Genomic DNA, 19,236 nt, shown 5'->3' with positions numbered 1-19,236 from the left:
AAAATGGAAAATATTATAGGTTCAATGACCGCACTTGTAACCCCATTTAAAAATGGGAAAGTGGATTTAGAAAAATATGAATCTTTGATAAAAAGACAAATAGCATACGGTGCTGATGTTGTATCTCCTGTTGGGACAACTGGAGAGAGTGCAACTTTATCTCATAAAGAGCATAAAGAGTGTATTGAAGTTGCAGTTGCAACTTGTAAAGGAACATCTACAAAAGTTCTTGCTGGTGCTGGTTCAAATGCAACTCATGAAGCATGTGATCTTGCTAAATTTGCACAAAGTATTGGAGCAGATGCAATTTTATCAATTGCTCCATATTATAATAAACCAACTCAAGAGGGACTTTATGAGCACTATAAAGCGATTGCTTCAAGTGTTGAAATACCTTTTATGTTATACAATGTTCCTGGGCGTACTGGAGTTGATTTGTTACCACAAACAGCAATTAAACTTTTTGATGATGTAAAAAATATTTATGGAATAAAAGAGGCAACTGGTTCACTTGAGCGTGCTACATCAATTATATCTCAAAGAGAAAATTTCTTTGTTTTTTCAGGTGATGATGGTGTTGATTTTGCAATGCTAGCAAGTGGAGCAAAAGGAATTGTTTCAGTTACTGCAAACTTGGTTCCAGATTTAAAATCAAAACTAGTTAAATCTATATTTAGTGGTGATTATCAAACTGCATTAAAAATACACAATGATTTATATGAGTTAAATCAAGCACTTTTTTGTGAAAGTAACCCTATTCCAATAAAAGCAGCTATGTATTTAGCTGGATTGTTAGATACTCTTGAGTTTAGACTTCCATTAACAAGTCCAAGTAAAGAGACAATAAAAAAATTAGAAAATTTATTAAAAAAATACGAGGTAAAAAAATAATGAATAGTTATATGAAGGGAAAAACATTAGTAATTTCAGGTGGTACAAAAGGTATCGGTAAAGAGTGTGTTTATAAATTTGCAAGCAATGGTGTAAATGTTGCATTCACATATAACTCAAATGCAGAAGTTGCACAAAATATTTGTAAAGATGTTGAAGCTAAATTTGGTGTGAAATGTAGAGCATATTCATTTAATATTTTAGAACCTGAAAAATATGTTGAACTATTTGAAGAGATTGATAAAGATTTTGATAGAGTAGATTTCTTTATCTCAAATGCAATGATATACGGACGAGCTGTTGTTGGTGGATATGGTAAATTTATGAAACTAAAACCAAGAGGATTAAATAATATCTATACTGCAACTGTAAATGCTTTTGTATGTGGAGCACAACAAGCTGCGAAAAGAATGCAAAAAGTTGGTGGTGGGGCAATTGTATCTCTATCTTCAACTGGTAATTTAGTATATATTGAAAACTACGCAGGTCATGGAACAAACAAAGCTGCTGTTGAAGCAATGGTTAGATATGCTGCAAATGAACTTGGTGAATTTAATATTAGAGTAAATGCAGTTTCAGGTGGTCCTATTGATACAGATGCACTAAAAGCATTTACAAACTATGAAGAGGTAAAAGCAAAAACAACTGAATTGTCTCCATTAAAAAGAATGGGACAACCTGAAGATTTAGCACAATCTTGCTACTTCTTATGTGCAAACGATGCTTCATGGATTACAGGTCACACATTAATAGTTGACGGTGGGACAACTTTTAGATAATGTCGAAAAATCTAAATCTTCCAAATATTTTAGCTCTATTTAGAATAGCATTAGCTCCGCTAATGCTATGGTTTTTTCTAAATAGAGATAACCCACTTTTCTCCTCTTGGCATCCATCTTGGTTTGACTATTTTGCTGGACTTATATTTGTAATTGCTTCTGTTACAGATTTTTTTGATGGATATATTGCACGAACTTGGAATCAAATGACAAAACTTGGTGGAATTTTAGATCCACTTGCTGATAAAATGCTTGTTCTTGCTGGATTTTTGGGTTTAATGGTTATTGATAGAGCTGATGTATGGGCTGTTTTTTTAATCCTTTCAAGAGAGTTTTTTATAACAGGTCTTAGAGTTGTAGCAGTAGCTGAAGGTAAAAATGTAGCTAGTACAATGGCTGGAAAAATTAAAACTGTAGTTCAAATGATTGCAATTGGATTTTTAACTATGAACTGGCCTTTTGCAACAGAAATATTATGGTTTGCTGTAATATTAACTTTATACTCTGGATATGAATATACAAGAGATTATTTTAAAAATTAAGGGCTTTTATTGGGAACTATTACATTTTTATTAGTTTTATCTTTTTTAGTATTTTTTCATGAATTAGGACACTTTTTAGCAGCAAGATTTTTTGGTGTAAAGGTTGAAAAATTTTCAATTGGATTTGGAAAAGCAATTTATAGTAAATATTGGGCAGGTACAACTTGGCAATTTGCTATGATACCACTTGGTGGATATGTACAAATGAAAGGTCAAGATGACTCAAAACCTACTTTAGTAGAAACAGGAAATGACTCATACAATACAAAAAAACCTTGGCAAAGAATTATAATTTTATTTGCAGGTCCTTTTGCAAACTTTTTATTAGCAGCAGTTTTATATTTTTGTATGGCTCAAATGGGAGCAACTACCTTAGCTCCTGCAGTTGGTCAAATTCAAGAAAACTCAGTTGCATTTAATGCTGGAATAAAACCAAATGATGAGATAGTTAGAATAAATGATACAGAGATTAAATCTTGGGATGATATAGGTAAAGTTATCACTTCAACACAAGGTGCTTTACAATTTTATATAAAAAGAGATAATCAGCTTTTAGTAAAAATTATAAATCCTCAAGTTTCTGATGCAAAAAATATGTTCAATGAAAACATTAAAAAAAGAATGATTGGTATCTCTCCAAGTGGTAAAGTTGTAACTTTAAATTTAGGTTTTTATGACTCTTTAATTTATGCTTATGAAAAAACAATCTTTGCCTCAACAATGATTTTTCAAGGTATTCAAAAATTAATTCAAGGTGTAATTCCAAGTAGCGAGATTGGTGGAGTTATTACTATTGGAAAAGTTATAAGTGATGCAAGTCAAAGCTCTATAATAGCACTGTTAGCAATAACTGCATTAATTTCTGTAAATCTAGGAGTTATAAATCTTCTTCCAATTCCAGCACTTGATGGTGGACATATTATGTTTAATCTTTATGAGATGATTGCAAGAAAGAAACCAAGTGATCAAGTTTTTATGTTTTTAACAATTATGGGATGGATAATTTTAGCCTCACTTATGATTTTAGGTATTTATAACGATATAAATAGAATATTTTTAAATAATTAAAAGGACTTTTATGAATAAACAAACTGCTACAAAAAATTTAGACTCTTTAATTACAAAAGTGGAAGCAGCAAGATTAAGAGTTAGCGAACACCACATTGTAAAAATTGTTGGTGTTTCAAAATATTCTACAGCACAAGATGTAAAAACTCTATATGAAGCTGGTCAAAGAGCTTTTGGTGAAAACAAAGTTCAAGATTTAAAACAAAAAAGCGAAGAGCTTGAAGAGTTTCCAATTGAGTGGCACTTTATTGGAACTTTACAAAAAAATAAGATAAATAACTTAATAGATTTAAATCCTACTTTAGTTCAATCTTTAGACTCTCTTGATTTAGCGATTGAGTTAAATAAAAAACTTGAATCTAAAAATAAAAAACTATCTTGTTTACTTCAAATAAACTCTGCTTATGAAGATAGTAAATCAGGTGTTTATCCAGAAGTTGCAGTTAAAACATACAAAGATATTTTAGAAAAGTGTCCAAATATAATTTTAAAAGGTGTTATGAGTATAGGTGCTCATGTTGAAGATGAAAATATTATAAAAGAGTCTTTTAAAACAACAAAAAAAATTTTTGATGAATTAGCTCCTTTTAATCCACAATATTGCTCAATGGGAATGAGTAGTGATTTTGAGTTAGCAATTGAGTGTGGATCAAATCTTATTAGAGTTGGTTCATCTTTATTCAAAAATAAATAAAAAAATTATAGTTTAATAGCTAATATTGTAGAATATTGGCTTTGATTTAAATTAGAAAAAGGTAATTAAATGTTTGTAAATCTTCCTACAAAGAAGAGAATCTTCTTAAATATGGTTCTTAGTCAACTAGGATTTGCCGCTATTAGTATAGTTGCTATCTTAAGTAATGAAAAAATCTGGGCTATAGTTGCTGTAAATATTGTTTTTGCAATTATAATTGGTTTTATAAGTTATAACTCAATGAAAAGAGTTGTAGGTGGAATTAATAGAGTTAAAGAGTATATTGAAGATTTAATGGATTTCATCTTCTTTAAAACAAATCATATAAGAAAAGCTGAATATATAAAAAATGATGATATTGGACAAATTTTAAAAGAGTTAAACTGCTACTTTGAAAAATATGACAAAATGAGAAAAGATGATATGCATGTTCTAGGAGAACTTGTTATTGCACTTGATAAAGTGGCTCAAGGAATATATACAACTCAAATTCACTCTGATACAAATAATTTTATGGTTCATACACTTAAAAATATTGTAAATAATATGCTTTCAAGAGCCAATAAAAATATGGAAGATTTAGTTGAAATTGTTGGATTGTATGCTGAGCATGATTATAGAAAACAGATGAATATAAACCCTATTTTAAAAGGTAAAATGAGACTTACAATGGAGAGAATCAATCAACTTGGTAGCGAGTTAAATTCAAATGCAAAACAAAATCTTGAAAATGGTAATTTATTAGAAAAAAATTCAATAGTAATGAATCAAAGTGTTGAAAATCTTGCTTCAAAAGCAAATTTACAAGCAGCAAGTCTTGAAGAGACAGCTGCAGCTCTTGAAGAGATTACTTCAATTACAAAAAATAATACACAAAATGCTTCAAAAATGGCACACTTAAGTAAAGATGTTAAAGAGTCTGTTGTTTTAGGAGAGAATTTAGCAAATAAAACAGCTCTATCAATGGATGAGATAAACTCTAAAGTTGAAGCAATTAATGAAGCTATTGAAGTTATTGATCAAATAGCATTCCAAACAAATATTTTATCTTTAAATGCTGCAGTTGAAGCTGCAACTGCTGGGGAAGCTGGAAAAGGGTTTGCTGTTGTTGCTGGGGAGGTGCGAAATCTAGCAAATAGAAGTGCAGAAGCAGCAAAAGAGATTAAAAGTTTAGTTGAGAATGCAACAAGCAAAACAAATGAGGGCAAAAAAATATCTGATGATATGATTGAAGGTTATAATAATCTAAATAGATTAATTGGAGAGACTATAACTATTATTCAAGATGTAAGTATTGCTTCAAATGAGCAACTTAAAGGAATAGAACAAATAAATGATGCAGTTTCAAACCTTGATAGAGTAACTCAAGAAAATGCAATAGAAGCAAATAATGTTGCCACAATTGCTAATGAGACATTACAAATGGCTCAACTATTAGTAGAAGATGCTAAAACAAAAAAAGTAAGCTAAAGGAAACACAATTATGTCAAAAGAGATAATATTAGATGATTATGCATTTTTAGTAAGTGAAACAAATGAAAAAGGTAATATCATATTTGCAAATGATGATTTTTGTGAAATAGCTGGATTTACAGTAGATGAGTTAATTGGAAAGCCTCACAATATAGTAAGACATAAAGATATGCCAAAAGCTGCTTTTAAAGATTTATGGGAGACTGTAAAAAGAGGTGAAGTTTGGACAGGTTATGTAAAAAATGCTACTAAAAGTGGCGATTTTTATTGGGTTTTTGCAACTGTATTTCCTACAACAACTAGCGAAGGAACAAAGGGTTATATATCTTGTAGAAAAAAAGCAACAATTGAAGAGATAAAACAGTGTGAGTTGCTTTATAAACAGATGAGAGATAAAGAGAGATAAACTCTTTACTCTTTTGAATTGTTATCTTGAGGATTTTTAATTGAATCAATTTTAGCATCAATTAATGCCAAAGTTCTCTCTTGTGTTTTATATGAAATCTCTGGAAGATTTCCACCAAAAAGCTTGTTAGCCTCTTCAAAACCTTGAACAATTCCATCTCTACCTTTTTGAAGTTTCTCTAAATCATCTCCAGCAAAACTAAATACAAAATTTGCAACCCTATCAGAAGTTTGAGTTACTCCAAAAAAACCATCTTCACTTACAAGTTGCGTTGCTTCATCTTGAGATAGCTCCATAATAGGTTTTCCAACATAACCAATATCATACAAGCTCATATCATCTATTTTGCCTTTTCCACTTAAAAAATCCAAAACTGATTGTTGATCTTTTGTTATACTATTTGCATCAATTCCTGCTTGGGCAAACATACTATTTTTTGCCATAGATTTTGCATTCATCTCAAACAATATGTATTGAGCATTCATAGAAATTGCTACTTTTGTAGCAGAGTTATTTATTATCTCTTCAACATTTTTATCTACATTTTTAGGTGTTTGATTAGCATCTTGAGTTTGAACTTTTTGACTTGAATTTTGCTTATAAGCATCTATTGAATTAGCAGAATTATTTGAAACTTGCATTGTTTCTCCTTTAATTTTTTAAATTGTACAATTCTTAAAATTAATTTAAACTTAATTTTTTTAAAAGCCTTTACAAAGGCAAACTTTAGTATATTACAAAAAAAATTAGGAGTTTTTATGAGAGAGTTTTTAGAAAAAGCAAAAAAAAGCAGTCATATAATTTCTACTTTACAAACTTCTATAAAAAATCATGCTCTTTTACAAATGGCAGATGCATTAGTACAAAATACAAATTTTTTAATAGATGAAAATAAAAGAGATTTAGAAGTTGCAAAGAGTTTAAACTTAAGTTCTGCAATGATTGATAGACTTCTTTTAAATGAAAAAAGAGTTGAAGAGATGGCAAATGCTATTAGACAAATAGCTGGACAAACAGAACCTGTTGGAAGAGTTTTAGATGGTTGGCTAACAAAAGATAATTTGCATATTCAAAAAGTTTCTATTCCAATAGGTGTTATAGGAATTATTTATGAAAGCAGACCAAATGTTACAAGTGACACAGCAGCATTATGTTTTAAAAGTGGAAATGTTTGTGTTTTAAAAGGTGGTAAAGAGGCAGAAAACTCAAACAAAGCAATTGCTTCAATATTACAAGAAGTTCTTATAGCAAACTCTTTACCAAAAGAGGCAATTTCACTACTTCCTGATAGTTCAAGAGAGGGTGTTGCAAAACTAATTGTTGAAGATAAATTTGTAGATCTAATTGTTCCAAGAGGTGGAGAAGCTTTAATAAAATTCATATCTAAAAACTCAACAATTCCTGTTGTAAAACATGATAAAGGTGTTTGCCACACTTATGTTGATAAAAGTGCAGATTTAAAAAAAGCTATTAAAATTGTTATAAATGCAAAGTGCCAAAGACCAAGTGCTTGTAACTCTTTAGAGACTTTGTTAGTTCATGAAGATATTTATAAAAAATTCTTAAAAGATTTAGAACCTGAACTTAAAGTTTATAATGTACAAATAAAAGCTTGTGAAAAAGCAAGAGAAGTTATTAATGCAGAACAAATTTCTAAGGAAGATTTTGATATAGAATATCTGGATCAAATATTAAATATTAAAATAGTAAATAGTTTAGATGAAGCAATAGAGCATATTGTAAAACATGGCTCTGGACACTCTGAAGCTATTTTAAGTGAAGATTACTCTGCTGTAAACAAATTTTTAGACAAAGTAGACGCAGCTTGTGTGTATGCGAATGCAAGTACAAGATTCACAGATGGTGGAGAGTTTGGACTTGGAGCTGAAGTTGGAATCTCTACAAATAAACTTCACTCAAGAGGACCGATGGGAATAAATGATTTAACAACATTTAAATATAAAATTTATGGAGAGGGTCAAACTAGAAAATAACTTAGTTTAAAAAATACCACCAAATAGCCACCATAATTTTATAAAATTTCTTAAAATTTTTGGAGGCTATTTATGACTTACTCAAAGAAGAGGTATTTTACATATCTTTTTATAACACTATTTGTTATGATATTACCATTTATATCAATAAATGGTAATCAAATCCTGCTACTATCTTTTGACAAATTGCAGTTTCATTTTTTTGGTATTGCTTATAATGTAAATGAGCTTTATGTTATGCCATTTTTGTTAATGTTTCTTTTTATTGGAATATTTGCTCTTACATCTATTTTTGGAAGAGTTTGGTGTGGTTGGGCATGTCCTCAAACTATATTTAGAGTTATTTATAGAGATTTAATAGAAAGTACAATTTTAGATTTAAGAAGAATAAAAAATAAACAAAAAGATATTGATTACTCAAAAAAATCAAACCAAATTAAAAAGTATATATCTTTAATTTTATGGTTTATTATAACCTTAATAATCTCTTCAAACTTTATGTTATATTTTGTACCTCCTCAAGATTTCTTTGAGTATATTAAAGATCCTTTAAATCATAGTTTTATGATTATATTTATTGTAAGTCTTGCCATATTTTTATTTTATGATATTGTATTTATGAAAGAGAATTTTTGTGTATATGTATGTCCTTACTCAAGAATACAATCTGTTTTATATGATGACGATACAAAACAGGTAACTTATGATTTCAATCGTGGTGGAAAAATTTATCAAAATGGAATACAAACTATTTTCAAAAGTTCCCAATGGTCAAACAGTGAAGAGTGTACTGCGTGTGATCTTTGCGTAAAAGTTTGTCCAACTCATATTGATATTAGAAAAGGTCTTCAAGTTGAGTGTATAAACTGTTTAGAGTGTAGCGACGCTTGTAGTAGTGTTATGAATAAACTTGGTAAAAAATCTCTTATAAATTGGGGAAGTACAAATAGAGTTTTAAATAAAAAAAATATCTCAATTTTTACAAAGAAAAATATTAGCTACTTTTTTGCACTATTTTTATCTATTTTCTTAGCATTTTACTTCTCTCTTGAAAAAGAGCAGTTTTTAGTAAATATTAACAAAACAACCGAACTTTATAAAATAAATGAAGATAAAAATATTTCAAATAACTACATTTTAACTATTCACAACACTCAAGATGAAGATTTGACTTTTTATATAAAATTACAAGATGAAGAAAATTTTAAAATCAAAAGATTTGAAGAGGTAAAACTTGAAAGCGGTAAAAGAGCTAAAAAAATCTTGATTATTGAGAGTACAAATGATTTAAAAAATATTGATTCAAAAAACATTCCAATTAATATAAAGATATATACTTTAGAAAAAGATTATAAAATCATTAGAAAATTAGTCTTCTCAAAACCATAATTTTAAATAACTTTTTCTATAAAGATGGAGAATTTCGCTCCATCTTTTTCATTTTCAACCTCTAATTTTCCTAAAAAACTATCCTCTATAATTATTTTTGATAAATATAAACCTATACCTGTTCCATCTTTTTTTGTTGAAAAATATGGATCAAAAATCTTTTTTAGATTTTTAATTTTTACTCCACCACCATTATCAACAATATCTATTATAACTTCTGCACTAGAAGATGAAACTTTGATAAATATCTTTGGATTTTCTATATTTTTTAAAATATCTATTGAGTTTAAAACTATAGATAAAACAACTTGAGACAACTCATGTTTTACACCAAAAACTTTTATATCTTCAAAAGTTTTAAACTCTAAATCAAGCTTTATATTATGTTTTTTTAAATCAGCACTCAAGATTGAAATAGCATTAAAAATAGAATCTTTTACTAAAAAAATCTCTTTTTGTTTATCTTGTATATAAAACTCTTTAAAATCATCAATTGTTTTTGATAAAAAATTTAACTGTTCATTTGCCTGATTTACTTTTCTATCAAAAAACTCCTTATCTAATCTATTATTCTCAAATCTTGTTTTCAAATTTATTAAAATATATGAGATGTTATTTAGTGGTTGTCTAAATTGATGAGTTATGTTTGCTATCATTTCACCAGATTTTACAAATTTTGATTGTTGTAAAATAAGCTTTTCAAACTCTTTATTTTGTCTTTTTAAATCATTATATTTATATGCTACAGATATTGTAAAAAGCATAGCTTCAATTGCAAATACAATTAAAACTAAATCAAAATAATTTTGTTGTATATAAAAATCTTTAAAATCAAAAATAAAAAGAATAATACAAAAAACAGACCATCCAACTACATAAAAAAGTGTTGGTTTAAATCCCTGCTTTAAGTTAAAAACTATTGATATAAATAGTATTGCATAAACTATAGTATATGGTAAATACTCAAATAAAATATAGTGATAAAATGCTGTTAAAATTACAATATTAAATAAAAAAGTATTAAAAAATAGTTCTTTATAGTTTCTAATTTTTGGTAAAAATTTTCCATCATAATAGTTAATAGCAAAAAATAGAGCAAATAAAGAGGCTAAAACTAAACTTATCTCTTTAATTAAATTTGAAATTTCAAAAAGATTACTATAAGCTAGAATATAAATTAGTGAAAAAATCTGCATAAAACAGTAGCTTACATAAAAAATCTCTTTTGAGTAAAGATATCTTACAAAAGTATATACAATTGTCATTATTAAAATACCAAAGGTAATACCATAAAAAAGTATAAAACTTATATTAGCATCCAATTTTATAACCAATATTTGTGAGATTTTCTATAATATTTTTTGGAAGTTTTGTTTTAAGATTTTTAACTAAAGTTTTCAAAGCATCTTTTGTCATAATATTATCAAACCAAACATAAGATTCAATCTCTTCATAACTTACATATCTGTTTTTGTTTTTAATAAGTAACTCTAAAAACAGAATCTCTTTAGCTCTTAATTTTACAATATTATTTTCAACTATCAAAACTTTATTAAAAGTATCAAAGTATGAATTATCATCAAATTTAAATATATTTGAAATATCATTTTCTAAAGATTCAATAGATAGAGAAATAGCCTCTTTAAAATCTGTTTCATTTATTGGTTTTATTAAATATTTTACAAGTTGTAACTCAACTGCTTGAAGTAAATACTCTTTATTACAAAATGCAGTTATTACTATAATTTGAGTTTTTTTATCAATTTTTCTAACTCTTTTCACAAATTCCAAACCATTTATCTTTGGCATTTGAATATCAGTGATAATAATTTCTGGTCTATATTTTTCATAAATTTGGAAAGCTATTGAGGCATTTGAAGCTTCATAAATAGTATCAAAATAGTTTTCTAAATACTCAACACCATTTTCTCTTGCTATATCATCATCTTCAACATATAAAATTTTTATATTATTATATTTTTTTAACATTTTGGATTATATCTTATAAATCATTATGTTAGAATTCGGCTATTTCTTGTAGAGAGTTGAAAATATGAATTTAGTATCATTACAAATAAAAACTTCAAATAATTTTGAAGCAAATTTAAAAAATTTAAAAAAATTAATAACATCATGTGAAGAAAACTCTATAATAGTTGCTCCTGAATTAGCTGTTGTAGGATTCGCTTATGATAGGATGAATGAAGCTTCTGATTTTTGTGAAAAAATTATAGAAGATTTAAAAAATCTTTCAAGCAGTAAAGCAATAGCAATTACAACAATTGTTAAAGAGAGTAATAAATTTTATAATAGACTTTTTATATTTTACAAAAATCAAATTATTCATACACAAGATAAAATAAAACTATTTCCTCTAGGAGAAGAGGATAAATATTTTTCACCATCAAAACAAAATAGTATAAAAATCATAGATATAGATGGTTTAAAAGTTGCTACTTTAATCTGCTTTGAACTTAGATTTCCAATTCTTTGGGAGCAGATTAAAGGAGCTGATATTATATTAAATCCTTCTATGTGGGGAGTAAAAAGAAAAGATCATTACGAATCTATTAGTAAAGCTCTTGCTTTGGTAAATCAAGCGTTTGTAATAGCTTCAAATAGTGCAAATGATAATATGGCAAAAGGAAGTGCAATAATTAGCCCGTTTGGAGAAGTTTTAAAAGATGATTCAAAAGATATTTTAAATAAAAGATTTGATAAAAATGAGATAGAAAAAGTTAGAAAATATATAGATATTGGTTTAAATAAAAAAATTTGTTAATCAATATTTAAATAATTTTAAAATATAATTAAGGTTAAATTAGAATAAGAATATAGGAGAAACCGTTGAAAATAAAATTTTTAATTTTAACTTTTTTATTAACTTTTAATGTTTTTACTCACGCACTTGATCTTAAAAATCTAACTCCTCAACAATTAGAGATGTTAAGAGAGATTAAAAAAATGGGTAAAGATAGTGGGCTTAGTTACTCTCTTATGGCAATAGCTATAAAAGAGTCAAAACTTGGAGCTTACATGATAAATATATCTTCAAAAGATTTTGGAATGTACCAAGCAAATATTACAACTGTATTAAATAGACAAAATATTAGAGATACTTCTTGGAATAGAAATGTATTTGCATCAAAACTTGTTTTTGACTTTGAATTTGCTACACAAAATGCAATTGAAGAGTTAACATTTTGGAAAAAAGTTCATAAAAATGACTGGCACAAAGTTTGGGGAAGTTACAATGCTGGATATAGATATAACTCAAAGAAAGCAAGAACTTACTCAAGAGAGATAGCTTCAATTATTAGAGAGCTTAAAAAAATAAATGTATAAGTTAGAGCTTTATGCTCTAACCCTCTTAAAACATAACTTCAAAAAATATTATTGATAATAAATCTCAAGTTAATCAAAATTAAAGTTTCTTTTTATAATAATATCGATATTGATTATCAAAAGGAGTAGTTATGTCTGTATTAGTTATAGGAGCTGATGATATCTCACAAATAAAAGAGATGTTTTTAAATCTTGGTGTAAAAAATATTAGTCACTGGGATGCAAGAAAAAAATCAAGTGCTCCCAAAAAAATTCTACCACAAAATTTAGATTGTATAGTTATGATTACATCATTTCTAAATCACAACACTATGTATAAATATAAAACTCAAGCAAAAAAGAGAAATATTCCTTTTATATGTTCAAAAAGATCAACATCTTGTGTATATGAAGAGTACATAAAAGTTATGGGAATAAAAGATTGTAGTGAATGCTACGCAAACTGCTCAAGAAAAGATAAATAAGCTATCTTTTCTTTTTAAATAGAGATATAAATTTTGATAAAAGTAGATATATTGTTGATTTAAAACTTCTATTTTTATTCTGTTTGTTTAGATATTCAACAATTTTTGTATGTCCAAACATTGAAGCAAATGTTATAGCAGTTGTACCCATTCCACTATTTTCATTAATATTTGCACCAGCTTCAACTAAAATTTTTACAATATCAAAATAACCTTTGAAACAAACGCCAGCAAGTGGTGTTTGTCCTCTATCATTTTTTCTATCTACTTCTGCTTTATATTCTAATAGCATTTTAGTAGTTTCAAAATTTCCATTATATGAAGCTAACATCAAAAGAGTATTGCCTTTGTGATCTGTTAGATTAACACTCATTCCAGCATCAATCATAGCTTTTAAATCTTGCGTTTTACCAACTCTTGCAAAATCAAGTGCTAAAACTTGTAGCTCTTCATATCGCTTTAACTCTTCTTGTGAAACTTCCATATAAAAACCTATATTCCTAAAGCTTTTTTAACACCAGCTGCATAATCTGGATGTACTTTTTCAAAAAGTGCAATTTGTCTATCAATAATATCTCTTGGAACACCAGCCATTGCATCTTTTATATTTGAAAATAGTTGCTCTTTTTGATTATTACTCATAAGTAAAAATAGTGCTCTTGGCTGTGAGAAATCATCATTTCCAACTCTATGGTCATATCTTTTTGCAATATCACCAACAGCTAAATCTGGCTCTAAATAACTTTTATCTTCAACTGGTCCATCAAAGCTATTTGGCTCATAAAATGCCTTTGTAGGCTCTTTTATATCAAAATTCATACTTCCATCAAGATTATATGTATTTACCTCAACTATTGGTCTATTTACAGGTAACATCTCATAGTGTGTTCCAACTCTATATCTTTGAGCATCTGGATATGAGAATATTCTTGCTTGTAGCATCTTATCAGGAGAATAAGAGATTCCAGGAACTATATTTGATGGGCTAAATGAAGCTTGTTCAACTTGTTGGAAATAATTTTTTGGATTTTCATTTAAAGTCATAGTTCCAACTTTAATCATTGGATAGTCACCATGAGGCCATACTTTTGTTAAATCAAATGGATTAAATGAACATTTTTTTGCTTCTTCTTCACTCATAATTTGAATCTCAAAACTCCATTTTGGGAAGTTTCCTTTTTCAATATTTTCAAACAAATCTCTTTGATTTGACTCTCTATCTTTTCCAACTATTGCTTCAGCCTCTTTATTTGTTAAAGTCTCTATTCCTTGAAGAGTTTTGAAGTGAAATTTAACCCAAAATCTCTCATTTTTTGAGTTGATTAAACTATATGTATGAGAACCATATCCATTTATATTTCTAAATGATTTAGGCAATCCTCTATCTGACATAAGAATTGTAACTTGATGAAGAGATTCAGGGCTTAAGCTCCAAAAATCCCACATTGCAGTGTTACTTCTTAAGTTTGTTTGCGGATCTCTTTTTTGAGTATGAATAAAATCAGGGAATTTATATGCATCTCGTACGAAAAATACTGGAGTATTATTTCCAACTAAATCCCAATTTCCCTCTTTTGTATAAAATTTAAGTGCAAAACCTCTTACATCTCTTTCAGCATCAGCAGCACCTCTCTCACCTGCAACTGTTGAAAATCTTAAAAGTAGTTTTGTTTTCTCACCTTTTTGTAAAACTTTTGCTTTTGTATATTTTGAAATATCTTCTGTTATTTCAAGAACTCCAAAAGCTCCACTTCCTTTGGCATGAACAACACGCTCAGGGATTCGTTCTCTATTTTGATGTGCTAATTTTTGAATTAATTGATAATCTTGTAATAAAACAGGACCTCTTTCACCTGCTGTTAAAGAGTTTTGGTTATCAGCTATTGGATTTCCACCTGTTGTTGTCATTGTTTTTTTCATATTTACTCTCCTTAGTTTAATGGAAAAAAATTTTCCTTTAGCTATAATATTATTGACTTAAAGCTTAAAGAAACTTAAATTTATATATATTTTCATAATTAAATATTTTTTAATAAATTTATAAAAAAGGTAATAAAATGAATTTTAAAATTTCACAAGCACAATTTGGAGTAAGACCTCCTGTTACAAAACCAGATCCAAAAGTATTAGATTTTTTAGGTGAAGATGGTATGAGAGAGATTATCTCAAGACACTACGATTTACTAAGAGTAAGCAAAATAAAAGATATGTTTCCACAAGATGATGCAGAGTTTGAACAAGCAAAAATAAATTCAGCTGATTTTTTTATTCAAATTTGTGGAGGAGTTGACTATTTTAATCAACACAGAGGAAATCCTATGATGGTAAAAAGACACGCTCCTTTTAAAATAACTCCAAATGCAAGAGTTGTTTGGCTTGAGTGCTATATTGAAATCCTAAAAGATTTAGATATGCCAGATGATTTAAAACAATCATTTTGGAACTATTTAGATATATTCTCAATGTGGATGATAAATACTAATGAATAGAAAATAAGCCAAAAAAAGGCTTATTTGAGTACAATTTCCAAAAAATTTGGAAGTGAAAATTGAGTATTCAAACAAAAGGTATTTTATTAGCTGTTATCTCAGCAATTTGCTATGGAACAAACCCTTTGGGGGCACTATTTTTATATGAAGAGGGATTAAATGTAAACTCTGTAATATTTTATAGATTTGCTTTTGCTACTCTTTTCTTAGCTATTTTTATGCTAATTCAAAAAAGATCTTTTTTTGTAACACTTAAAGAGTTACTAATTTTAATCTTTCTTGGATTGCTTTTTGGTATATCTTCAATATCTCTATTTAGCTCATTTTTATATATGGATGCTGGATTAGCTTCAACTATTTTATTTGTATATCCAATATTTGTAGCAATATTAATGGCTATTTTTTTTAAAGAAAAGAGCTCTATAATAACTATTTTATCAATATCTTTAGCAATTATAGGAGTTTTGTTTTTAAGTGGAAGCGATGAAGCAAATGTTAGTAAAATTGGAATAATTTTGGTTTTAACATCATCACTTTGTTATGCTATTTATATAGTTATTATAAATCAATATCTAAAATTAACAGCTTTGAAAGTTACACTCTACTCAATGCTATTTTGCACTATTACGATTTTTATCCACTCACTATTTACTCAAAGCTCAAATATAATGCCTCTTGAAAACTTTAGTATGTGGTTTTATTCAATATTTTTAGCTCTTGTTCCAACAATCATCTCTTTACTTTTTTTGATAAAAGCAATACAGATTATAGGCTCAACAAGTGCATCAATTCTTGGTGCTTTAGAGCCTTTAACAGCTGTTTTAATAGGAGTTCTTATATTTAATGAAATAATTACTTTTTGGTTAATTATTGGAATAGTTTTAATTCTTTTAGCAGTTGTTATGATTATTTTAAAAAGTATTTTAGAAAAAATCTTTTTTCTAAAATATAAATAGAGAGTTTTAGCTCTCTATTTTGCTGGAATTGAAGTTTTCTCTTCTATTTGTTTTGCAGTTTTATTTGCTGGTTCTTGTAAATATGCAAAAATTGCACCTAAAACAAGAAGTAAAATAACAATCAATCTTACAGTGTTTCTTTTTTGTTTTGATTCATTTCCATTATAATCATCAATTTTTTCTAAACTCGGTTCACCTTTGTTTTTTGCCATGGTATCTCCTTTTAATTATTTAGTAGCTATTCTACCCACTTTTGCTTTTAAAATCACTTCTAAATCTTTTGGATTTAATTCAATATCCAATCCTCTTTTTCCGCCACTTATAAATATAGTTTTAAAATCATTTATACTCTCATCCAAAACCGTTCTTAAAAGCTTTTTTTGCCCTAAAGGTGAAATTCCTCCAAGTAAATATCCAGTTACTTTTTGTGCTTCATTCTTTTGTGCCATTTGTGCTTTTTTTACTCCAAAAATATCTGCAACTTCTTTTAAATTAAGCTGTTTTGAAACAGGAACTACACAAACAACCAACTCTTTTGGAGTAAGTTCAGTAAGTAAAGTTTTATAAACCTGATTTGCATCTAAACCTAGTTTTTCTACTACTTCATCTCCAAAATTTGTACAAGCTGTATCATGTTCATATTTATGAATTTTAAAATCACATTTATGTTTTTTTAGTAAATTAATTGCTGGGGTCATGTAAGAAAAACTCCTCTTTTAAAACTTCTACTCCATTTATCAAAATTCCTATAAAATGAGTTCCTATATAGTGTTTTCTAGTTGTCATATTTTTAAAGCTCTGTTTTTTTTGAAATCTTTTTTTTGTTGATTCTATATTATTTTGACTTATCATAAAAACTTTTTTATTATGATTACTGTTTGATTTTAAATAATAAATAACATATTCAACTCTTATATTTCCAATAGGTTCATCTGAATTTATCTCAAATGAAAAATTAAAATCTTCATTCAAAAATATAGTTTTATCACAACAAAAATTTGTGAGATTTATATGATGAGATTTATCAAAATTAAATAAATTTAATACCTCTTTATCTCCTGTTTTAAGTAGTGTTCTACTTCCATGTTTACAAATCCAATCAAGATTTTTTGAAATATTTAAATTATTTTTTACAAACTCTACTACCATTTTTGGATTATCTTTTGATATATCATTTAAGTTATTTGCTACACTTTTTTGAACATATTTTGAAGAGTCATTTTTAAGTAATTCAATTACCTCAAATACCTTTTGTGGATTTTTCTTAAAATTTGGCAAAGCAACAGCCCAAGGAAGTCTAGGTCTGTTTCCTTCACTTGCTAATCTTCTTATATGTTCATTTTTGCTTTTTGCCCAAATTTTCATCTGATTTATAGTTTTATCTTCATACTTAATTATAAATTGTCTTATTGCAAACTCACTACTTGAATCTATTGTAAAAAGTTCCAAAGCTTTCATAGAAACTTCAAAATCATCAAGCCCAAAAACTTCAACAAAATCTTGAAAAATCATAGCTTCCAAAGCTTTGAAATCTTTTTTTACCTCTATTAAAATCTCAATTTGCTCTTTATATGAAAATGGTAAAAACTCATACAAAGTTTTTGAGATATGTCGCATTCTTTGTTTTAGTTCAAAATTTTCCCAAGCATTTGTAAAAATAGCTTTTTTAAAATCAGCTTTTTTAAAATCTTTGTAGCTATTTTGTAAACTATTTGAAAGTTTTTCTATAAACTCTTGTGAATATATATTTTTTAGTTGTTCTGCCATTTTTAATCTCTAATATTTAATTTTATTTCATTTTATCATAGTTTGGATATACTCCTTTTCTATTTTGGATATTCAGGCTTAAGGTTTAAGCAACAAAGATATTTTCCAAATCTCTTCTTTGTACACTTATCCAATTTCTATTAAAAAAAGGAAATTGAATGAAAAAAATAATTCTATCAATCTGCACACTTTTTGTTTGTTCACTAAGTGCAAACAGTGATTTAGACCTATTTAAAGGTTTAAAAGGTACTTTAAATATTGCTGGTGGGACTGCTCATATAGCTTCACAAAAAGAAGCCATGAAAAATATTATGCAAGCATATCCACAAATTACAATGACAATTGCTGGTGGTGGAACTGGTGTTGGTATTAAGCAAGTAACTGAAGGTTTAGTTGATATTGCAAATGCTGGTCGAGCTCCTAAAAAAGATGAGATTGAAAGAGGTGATTTAAAAAGCTTCGTTTTTGCAATGGATGGAATTGCTGTTATTGTAAATAACAACTCAGATATTAAAAATCTATCAACAGAGCAGTTAATTGATATTTTTACTGGAAAAGTAAAATCTTTTAAAGATTTAGGTTTAAAAGGTGGAAAAATCAATCTTTATGTAAGAGATGCTTCAAGTGGAACAATGGAAGTATTTACAAATGAAGGTATTAAAAAAGCACAAATCTCTCAAGATGCAAAAGTAGTTGCTTCAAATGCAGCAATGAAAACAGCTGTATTATCTGATAAAAATGGTATTGGATTTATCTCATTTGGTACAGTTGATGATAGTGTAAAAGCTATTTGCATAGATAATAGATGCCCAAGCAATGAGACAATCTTAAATGGTGAATATCATATCTCAAGAGGTTTATATATGGTTACAAAAGGTGAGCCAAAACCTCTAGCAAAAGCATTTATAGATTATATGAAAAGCAATAGTGGTGCAGAAATTACTAGCAAACTTGGATTAATTCCTTATCAAAAGTAGTA

The 19,236-nt window shown here is 27.6% G+C and carries 23 protein-coding genes; 15 read left to right on the top strand and 8 right to left on the bottom strand.

The window, feature by feature from the left end; genetic code table 11:
* Window positions 1-3: 3 nt before the first annotated feature.
* The 7 genes from dapA to ASKIR_RS02860 all read left to right on the top strand — a co-directional run bounded on the left by dapA (window position 4) and on the right by ASKIR_RS02860 (window position 5,853).
* Window positions 4-891: a 4-hydroxy-tetrahydrodipicolinate synthase gene (gene dapA, locus ASKIR_RS02890; protein WP_066350141.1), complete on the top strand. Its 888-nt coding sequence runs from the start codon at window positions 4-6 to the stop codon at window positions 889-891.
* Window positions 891-1,670, top strand: a complete 780-nt coding sequence (locus ASKIR_RS02885) for an enoyl-ACP reductase (RefSeq protein ID WP_066350142.1) — start codon at window positions 891-893, stop codon at window positions 1,668-1,670. The genes dapA and ASKIR_RS02885 overlap by 1 nt, the downstream gene beginning before the upstream one ends.
* Window positions 1,670-2,212, top strand: a complete 543-nt coding sequence (pgsA, locus tag ASKIR_RS02880; RefSeq protein ID WP_066159271.1) for a CDP-diacylglycerol--glycerol-3-phosphate 3-phosphatidyltransferase — start codon at window positions 1,670-1,672, stop codon at window positions 2,210-2,212. Before ASKIR_RS02885 ends, pgsA begins: the two co-directional genes overlap by 1 nt.
* 9 nt (window positions 2,213-2,221) lie before the next feature.
* Window positions 2,222-3,280: an RIP metalloprotease RseP gene (gene rseP, locus ASKIR_RS02875; protein ID WP_066159274.1), complete on the top strand. Its 1,059-nt coding sequence runs from the start codon at window positions 2,222-2,224 to the stop codon at window positions 3,278-3,280.
* Window positions 3,281-3,290: 10 nt separating this feature from the next.
* A complete protein-coding gene (locus tag ASKIR_RS02870; RefSeq protein ID WP_066350144.1) occupies window positions 3,291-3,974 on the top strand; it encodes a YggS family pyridoxal phosphate-dependent enzyme in 684 nt (227 codons plus the stop codon).
* Between the two features lie 69 nt (window positions 3,975-4,043).
* The gene (locus tag ASKIR_RS10470; protein ID WP_115588447.1) at window positions 4,044-5,444 is read left to right on the top strand and encodes a methyl-accepting chemotaxis protein; all 1,401 of its coding nucleotides are present in this window, start codon (window positions 4,044-4,046) and stop codon (window positions 5,442-5,444) included.
* A 13-nt stretch (window positions 5,445-5,457) separates the two neighbouring features.
* On the top strand, window positions 5,458-5,853 hold the full coding sequence (locus ASKIR_RS02860; RefSeq protein ID WP_066407654.1) for a PAS domain-containing protein: 396 nt from the start codon (window positions 5,458-5,460) through the stop codon (window positions 5,851-5,853).
* A gap of 5 nt (window positions 5,854-5,858) precedes the next feature.
* On the opposite strand, the gene ASKIR_RS02855 is transcribed toward ASKIR_RS02860, so the two are convergent.
* Complete coding sequence (locus ASKIR_RS02855; protein WP_066159730.1) at window positions 5,859-6,494, bottom strand: hypothetical protein; 636 nt, start codon at window positions 6,492-6,494, stop codon at window positions 5,859-5,861.
* Window positions 6,495-6,611: 117 nt separating this feature from the next.
* Between ASKIR_RS02855 and ASKIR_RS02850 the strand changes: the two genes are divergently transcribed.
* Both ASKIR_RS02850 and ccoG read left to right on the top strand, forming a co-directional pair.
* The gene (locus tag ASKIR_RS02850; RefSeq protein WP_066350627.1) at window positions 6,612-7,847 is read left to right on the top strand and encodes a glutamate-5-semialdehyde dehydrogenase; all 1,236 of its coding nucleotides are present in this window, start codon (window positions 6,612-6,614) and stop codon (window positions 7,845-7,847) included.
* 72 nt (window positions 7,848-7,919) lie between these two features.
* A complete protein-coding gene (gene ccoG, locus ASKIR_RS02845) occupies window positions 7,920-9,236 on the top strand; it encodes a cytochrome c oxidase accessory protein CcoG (RefSeq protein ID WP_115588446.1) in 1,317 nt (438 codons plus the stop codon).
* 2 nt (window positions 9,237-9,238) lie between these two features.
* Here the strand turns inward: ccoG and ASKIR_RS02840 are convergent, their stop codons facing one another.
* Together ASKIR_RS02840 and ASKIR_RS02835 are read right to left on the bottom strand one after the other, a co-directional pair.
* Window positions 9,239-10,558: a sensor histidine kinase gene (locus tag ASKIR_RS02840; RefSeq protein ID WP_115588445.1), complete on the bottom strand. Its 1,320-nt coding sequence runs from the start codon at window positions 10,556-10,558 to the stop codon at window positions 9,239-9,241.
* The gene (locus ASKIR_RS02835) at window positions 10,548-11,225 is read right to left on the bottom strand and encodes a response regulator transcription factor (protein WP_066350620.1); all 678 of its coding nucleotides are present in this window, start codon (window positions 11,223-11,225) and stop codon (window positions 10,548-10,550) included. Before ASKIR_RS02835 ends, ASKIR_RS02840 begins: the two co-directional genes overlap by 11 nt.
* 64 nt (window positions 11,226-11,289) lie before the next feature.
* Between ASKIR_RS02835 and ASKIR_RS02830 the strand changes: the two genes are divergently transcribed.
* The 3 genes from ASKIR_RS02830 to ASKIR_RS02820 all read left to right on the top strand — a co-directional run bounded on the left by ASKIR_RS02830 (window position 11,290) and on the right by ASKIR_RS02820 (window position 13,045).
* Entirely contained in the window at window positions 11,290-12,018 is a 729-nt protein-coding gene (locus ASKIR_RS02830) for a carbon-nitrogen hydrolase family protein (RefSeq protein WP_115588444.1), read from the top strand.
* A gap of 65 nt (window positions 12,019-12,083) precedes the next feature.
* A complete protein-coding gene (locus ASKIR_RS02825; RefSeq protein WP_066159743.1) occupies window positions 12,084-12,581 on the top strand; it encodes a transglycosylase SLT domain-containing protein in 498 nt (165 codons plus the stop codon).
* A gap of 131 nt (window positions 12,582-12,712) precedes the next feature.
* Window positions 12,713-13,045, top strand: coding sequence for a DUF2325 domain-containing protein (locus ASKIR_RS02820; protein ID WP_115588443.1), 333 nt, complete (start codon window positions 12,713-12,715; stop codon window positions 13,043-13,045).
* A 1-nt stretch (window position 13,046) separates the two neighbouring features.
* Here the strand turns inward: ASKIR_RS02820 and ASKIR_RS02815 are convergent, their stop codons facing one another.
* On the bottom strand, window positions 13,047-13,529 hold the full coding sequence (locus ASKIR_RS02815) for an ankyrin repeat domain-containing protein (RefSeq protein WP_115588442.1): 483 nt from the start codon (window positions 13,527-13,529) through the stop codon (window positions 13,047-13,049).
* A gap of 8 nt (window positions 13,530-13,537) precedes the next feature.
* The gene (locus ASKIR_RS02810; protein WP_066159754.1) at window positions 13,538-14,965 is read right to left on the bottom strand and encodes a catalase; all 1,428 of its coding nucleotides are present in this window, start codon (window positions 14,963-14,965) and stop codon (window positions 13,538-13,540) included.
* A 137-nt stretch (window positions 14,966-15,102) separates the two neighbouring features.
* On the opposite strand from ASKIR_RS02810, the gene ASKIR_RS02805 reads away from it, so the two are divergent.
* Window positions 15,103-15,534, top strand: a complete 432-nt coding sequence (locus ASKIR_RS02805; RefSeq protein ID WP_066350609.1) for a globin domain-containing protein — start codon at window positions 15,103-15,105, stop codon at window positions 15,532-15,534.
* Between the two features lie 59 nt (window positions 15,535-15,593).
* Window positions 15,594-16,490: a DMT family transporter gene (locus tag ASKIR_RS02800; RefSeq protein ID WP_066159760.1), complete on the top strand. Its 897-nt coding sequence runs from the start codon at window positions 15,594-15,596 to the stop codon at window positions 16,488-16,490.
* A gap of 14 nt (window positions 16,491-16,504) precedes the next feature.
* Here the strand turns inward: ASKIR_RS02800 and ASKIR_RS02795 are convergent, their stop codons facing one another.
* From ASKIR_RS02795 to ASKIR_RS02785, 3 genes are read right to left on the bottom strand one after another with little or no spacing between them, the layout of a single operon-like run.
* A complete protein-coding gene (locus ASKIR_RS02795) occupies window positions 16,505-16,702 on the bottom strand; it encodes a hypothetical protein (RefSeq protein ID WP_066159763.1) in 198 nt (65 codons plus the stop codon).
* Between the two features lie 15 nt (window positions 16,703-16,717).
* Complete coding sequence (gene ybaK / locus ASKIR_RS02790) at window positions 16,718-17,188, bottom strand: Cys-tRNA(Pro) deacylase (RefSeq protein WP_066159766.1); 471 nt, start codon at window positions 17,186-17,188, stop codon at window positions 16,718-16,720.
* Window positions 17,172-18,257 carry a DNA alkylation repair protein gene (locus ASKIR_RS02785; protein WP_066350606.1) on the bottom strand — a complete coding sequence of 362 codons (1,086 nt, stop codon included), beginning with the start codon at window positions 18,255-18,257 and terminating at the stop codon, window positions 17,172-17,174. The genes ybaK and ASKIR_RS02785 overlap by 17 nt, the downstream gene beginning before the upstream one ends.
* 158 nt (window positions 18,258-18,415) lie before the next feature.
* On the opposite strand from ASKIR_RS02785, the gene ASKIR_RS02780 reads away from it, so the two are divergent.
* The gene (locus ASKIR_RS02780; protein WP_066350604.1) at window positions 18,416-19,234 is read left to right on the top strand and encodes a phosphate ABC transporter substrate-binding protein; all 819 of its coding nucleotides are present in this window, start codon (window positions 18,416-18,418) and stop codon (window positions 19,232-19,234) included.
* The last annotated feature ends 2 nt before the right edge of the window (window positions 19,235-19,236 follow it).

Source organism: Aliarcobacter skirrowii CCUG 10374 (assembly GCF_003544835.1).
GTDB classification, from domain to species: domain Bacteria; phylum Campylobacterota; class Campylobacteria; order Campylobacterales; family Arcobacteraceae; genus Aliarcobacter; species Aliarcobacter skirrowii.
Note: the sequence above shows the minus strand (reverse complement) of the source record. Positions and strands in the feature narration are given on the sequence as shown.

Bases quoted from the DNA above. Each gene is read 5' to 3' on its own strand.
- ASKIR_RS02830 (WP_115588444.1), top strand. From the start codon at position 11,290: ATGAATTTAGTATCATTACAAATAAAAACTTCAAATAATTTTGAAGCA.
- ASKIR_RS02820 (WP_115588443.1), top strand. From the start codon at position 12,713: ATGTCTGTATTAGTTATAGGAGCTGATGATATCTCACAAATAAAAGAG.
- ASKIR_RS02815 (WP_115588442.1), bottom strand. From the start codon at position 13,529: ATGGAAGTTTCACAAGAAGAGTTAAAGCGATATGAAGAGCTACAAGTT.
- pgsA (WP_066159271.1), top strand. From the start codon at position 1,670: ATGTCGAAAAATCTAAATCTTCCAAATATTTTAGCTCTATTTAGAATA.
- ASKIR_RS10470 (WP_115588447.1), top strand. From the start codon at position 4,044: ATGTTTGTAAATCTTCCTACAAAGAAGAGAATCTTCTTAAATATGGTT.
- ASKIR_RS02805 (WP_066350609.1), top strand. From the start codon at position 15,103: ATGAATTTTAAAATTTCACAAGCACAATTTGGAGTAAGACCTCCTGTT.
- dapA (WP_066350141.1), top strand. From the start codon at position 4: ATGGAAAATATTATAGGTTCAATGACCGCACTTGTAACCCCATTTAAA.
- ASKIR_RS02810 (WP_066159754.1), bottom strand. From the start codon at position 14,965: ATGAAAAAAACAATGACAACAACAGGTGGAAATCCAATAGCTGATAAC.
- ASKIR_RS02785 (WP_066350606.1), bottom strand. From the start codon at position 18,257: ATGGCAGAACAACTAAAAAATATATATTCACAAGAGTTTATAGAAAAA.
- ASKIR_RS02850 (WP_066350627.1), top strand. From the start codon at position 6,612: ATGAGAGAGTTTTTAGAAAAAGCAAAAAAAAGCAGTCATATAATTTCT.
- ASKIR_RS02795 (WP_066159763.1), bottom strand. From the start codon at position 16,702: ATGGCAAAAAACAAAGGTGAACCGAGTTTAGAAAAAATTGATGATTAT.
- ASKIR_RS02885 (WP_066350142.1), top strand. From the start codon at position 891: ATGAATAGTTATATGAAGGGAAAAACATTAGTAATTTCAGGTGGTACA.
- ASKIR_RS02835 (WP_066350620.1), bottom strand. From the start codon at position 11,225: ATGTTAAAAAAATATAATAATATAAAAATTTTATATGTTGAAGATGAT.
- ybaK (WP_066159766.1), bottom strand. From the start codon at position 17,188: ATGACCCCAGCAATTAATTTACTAAAAAAACATAAATGTGATTTTAAA.
- ASKIR_RS02855 (WP_066159730.1), bottom strand. From the start codon at position 6,494: ATGCAAGTTTCAAATAATTCTGCTAATTCAATAGATGCTTATAAGCAA.
- ASKIR_RS02780 (WP_066350604.1), top strand. From the start codon at position 18,416: ATGAAAAAAATAATTCTATCAATCTGCACACTTTTTGTTTGTTCACTA.
- ccoG (WP_115588446.1), top strand. From the start codon at position 7,920: ATGACTTACTCAAAGAAGAGGTATTTTACATATCTTTTTATAACACTA.
- ASKIR_RS02860 (WP_066407654.1), top strand. From the start codon at position 5,458: ATGTCAAAAGAGATAATATTAGATGATTATGCATTTTTAGTAAGTGAA.
- ASKIR_RS02870 (WP_066350144.1), top strand. From the start codon at position 3,291: ATGAATAAACAAACTGCTACAAAAAATTTAGACTCTTTAATTACAAAA.